Annotated in this window: 4 protein-coding genes; all 4 read right to left on the bottom strand. The window is 47.4% G+C overall.

Annotated elements, in window-relative coordinates:
- Window positions 1-44 precede the first annotated feature (44 nt).
- Genes K2Q26_10150 through tsaD form a run of 4 tightly spaced genes read right to left on the bottom strand, consistent with a single transcriptional unit; the run spans window position 45 to window position 2,717 of the window.
- Complete coding sequence (locus K2Q26_10150) at window positions 45-449, bottom strand: hypothetical protein (GenBank protein ID MBY0315871.1); 405 nt, start codon at window positions 447-449, stop codon at window positions 45-47.
- Window positions 446-892: an SsrA-binding protein SmpB gene (gene smpB, locus K2Q26_10145; GenBank protein MBY0315870.1), complete on the bottom strand. Its 447-nt coding sequence runs from the start codon at window positions 890-892 to the stop codon at window positions 446-448. The genes K2Q26_10150 and smpB overlap by 4 nt, the downstream gene beginning before the upstream one ends.
- Window positions 889-1,704 (bottom strand): 16S rRNA (adenine(1518)-N(6)/adenine(1519)-N(6))-dimethyltransferase RsmA, encoded by an 816-nt coding sequence (rsmA, locus tag K2Q26_10140; protein ID MBY0315869.1) that lies wholly within the window; start codon window positions 1,702-1,704, stop codon window positions 889-891. Before rsmA ends, smpB begins: the two co-directional genes overlap by 4 nt.
- Complete coding sequence (gene tsaD, locus K2Q26_10135; GenBank protein ID MBY0315868.1) at window positions 1,704-2,717, bottom strand: tRNA (adenosine(37)-N6)-threonylcarbamoyltransferase complex transferase subunit TsaD; 1,014 nt, start codon at window positions 2,715-2,717, stop codon at window positions 1,704-1,706. The genes rsmA and tsaD overlap by 1 nt, the downstream gene beginning before the upstream one ends.
- Between the last annotated feature and the right edge of the window lie 82 nt (window positions 2,718-2,799).

The following is a 2,799-nucleotide window of genomic DNA, read 5'->3' as shown; positions in this document are numbered from 1 at the left end:
TTTTGGTTTTTTTATAGGACCATCACCCCACCGCCACGCACATATTACCCGGGGCGGAGTTGGATGGCTTTGCCTTTGGGGAAGTGCTTGAATTCTTCCAGAGCCGGGTTGACCTGCTTTTTCTCGGGCTGTGGCTGGCAGCGCTTGCGATAAATAGGATAGTGGCCTTCAAATTCTTTTTTGATATGGCTTACAAATTCATCAAATTTTTTACGGAATTCTTTTTTCTCGGCTTCGACCGCGTTGGATTTACGGAGCTCTATAATTGTGCGATGACGCTCTTGATTGATGATCTCGATAAATGAGGTGCGCAAATTTCGAGGCTGACACTCACCCTGCAAAAGATTGAACTTCTCCATGATAGGAGCTTTGTAGCTGTCTCCCAAACCACCGTTGGAAGGGGTGACGTTTTGAGCCCATGCCGAGACAACTATAAAAATCCAAATCATCGCGTCTTCTTCATGGCTTCGCGAGTCTCTCGAGCCATGTCCTTTGTTTTTAAAGCACTGCGCTTGTCGTGAGCTTTTTTACCGCGCACCACTGCAATTTCCACCTTGATTCGACTGTCTTTGAAGTACATTTTTAAGGGAACACAGCTGAGACCCTTTTCGAAAATTCTTCCGGCGAGTTTGTTGATTTCAGAGCGGTTGAGTAAAAGCTTACGAGCCCGCTCGGGCTCATGATTATTATAGCTCGCCTGCTGATACACACTGATGTGAGCGTTCTGCAAAAAAACTTCGTCACCCCGAAAGGCCACGTAGGAGTCTTTGAGATTAATGGCGCCCGCACGAATCGATTTCACTTCACTTCCGGTTAAAACGACACCCGCCTCCATCTTCTCGAGGACTTCGTAATCGTGCCAGGCTTTACGGTTTTCGCTGATGATCTTCATACTGCTAGCAATTTATACAAGTTCCCATAGAGTTCAACGGAAATGTCCCCCGGGCGAGCTTGGGGAGAAATACCTAACTCATCAAAGGCATTCAGAATGTTTTCCTCAGCGTAAAGTGCGGTTAAATTCTTTTTAAGGTATTTGCGCTGTTGGGCAAAACTGGCTTTTACAAAAGCGAGATACTTTTCCGAGGCGAGGGAAGGATCCACAGACTTGCGAACAAAGGTGAGCACTCGGCTCGCCACTTTGGGCGGAGGATGATAATCGTTAGGTCCTAGATCAGTTAAATTTTTAACCGTCCAAAACGTCTGCGCAAGTACCGAGATCAATCCGTAGTCTTTGCTTTTAGGCTTAGAGGTCATTCTCTGGGCCACTTCTTTTTGAAACATCAAAATCATCGCGGTGAGCTCAAAGGGCGCGATCGAGCGATCGACCACTAAACGTGCGGCAATTTGATAGGGCAAATTGCTCACCAGAACGGAGGGCTTATCGGCCACCTGAGACCAATCAATACGTAAAGCATCCCCCCGCACCACCGTCTTACCTTTGTCTTCCCAATACTGGGCAAAAACATCATCGAGCTCAATCAAATGAAAATCATCCGTTAAAACTTCGAGCCGAGTGGTCAGTGCGCCAAGTCCCGGACCGACTTCAATCAGTCGACTTGGATTTAGAGCTCTCACCGTTTCGATAATGAGCTCGATCTTTTGGCGATTGATTAGAAAATTTTGACCTAAAGACTTTTTAGAATAGCGCTCAAACTCCTTAAGGAGTGTTTTGACTTTCAGAATTTCGTCGGCGTAGAGAGACATTATTTTAACTCCGCGCGAGCTTGCGGAGCAATGTCCTGAGGAGATGTTTCGCCGTTTGCGAGTCGAAGCGCCCCTGCATAACCAATCATCGCCGCATTATCGGTACAATATTTAAGGGGTGGCACAATCAAATTGAGATCTCTTTGCTCTGCCATAGAATGAGCCAATTCTCTCAAACGAGAGTTGGCACTGACTCCCCCAGCAATCACAACATTGGACACTCCCAAATCATCTGCCGCACTAAAGAGTTTATACGTGAGAACATCGACAATCGCTTCTTGATAGGAGGCGCAGAGATCAACCACCGGTTTTGGATCTTTGAGCGCCGCCAGCTCTCTCTGGGCCGAAGATTTTAAGCCTGAAAAACTGAAATCATAATTTTTCTCTTTGATCATCGATCTCGGGAAATGAAATCGCGTGCGATCCCCTTGAGCCGCAAGTCGATCCACCTTCACGCCGCCGGGATAGCCTAACTGGAGCATCTTGGCGAATTTATCAAAGGCCTCACCAGCGGCGTCATCTTGCGTTTTACCTATCAGCTTGTAATGATGCGGCTGTGGAACATGATATAAATGCGTATGTCCCCCACTCACCACTAACGCGAGATAAGGGTCCTCGATCAACTTCTCTGCCGTTGCAGGCTCGTCCCTTAAAAAGGCCGAAAGGATATGCCCCTCAATATGATGAACTCCAATAAATGGTTTGTTGAGAGAAAGCGCAAGTGTCTTTGCCGTCACTAACCCGACAATCAGAGAGCCAATCAACCCAGGTCGTTGAGTGGCCACAATGCCATCGACACTGTCCATGGTGATCCCAGTTTTTTGGAGCAATTGATCAATCAAAGGAGTGGCTTGCTCAAGATGTTTGCGACCTGCGATTTCAGGAACGACACCACCGAAGACATCATGGAGTGTGTCCTGATTGGCGGTAGCCACCCCAAACACCAAACCGGTGTCGTCGACCAGTGCGACGGAGGTGTCATCGCAACTTGTCTCAAGGGCGAGGACTAACATGAGTCTCCTATAACTTTTTAAGTTTAGCTTTGGCCTGAGCGGCTTCCTTGGAGCTCGGGTATTTTTCTGTCACTTCTTTAAA

This window comes from Bdellovibrionales bacterium (genome assembly GCA_019750295.1).
GTDB lineage: Bacteria > Bdellovibrionota > Bdellovibrionia > Bdellovibrionales > JAGQZY01 > JAIEOS01.
Note: the sequence above shows the minus strand (reverse complement) of the source record. Positions and strands in the feature narration are given on the sequence as shown.

What these genes read in the sequence shown, in the direction of transcription:
- smpB (MBY0315870.1), bottom strand. Translation starts at nt 892, where the DNA reads ATGAAGATCATCAGCGAAAACCGTAAAGCCTGGCACGATTACGAAGTC.
- rsmA (MBY0315869.1), bottom strand. Translation starts at nt 1,704, where the DNA reads ATGTCTCTCTACGCCGACGAAATTCTGAAAGTCAAAACACTCCTTAAG.
- tsaD (MBY0315868.1), bottom strand. Translation starts at nt 2,717, where the DNA reads ATGTTAGTCCTCGCCCTTGAGACAAGTTGCGATGACACCTCCGTCGCA.
- K2Q26_10150 (MBY0315871.1), bottom strand. Translation starts at nt 449, where the DNA reads ATGATTTGGATTTTTATAGTTGTCTCGGCATGGGCTCAAAACGTCACC.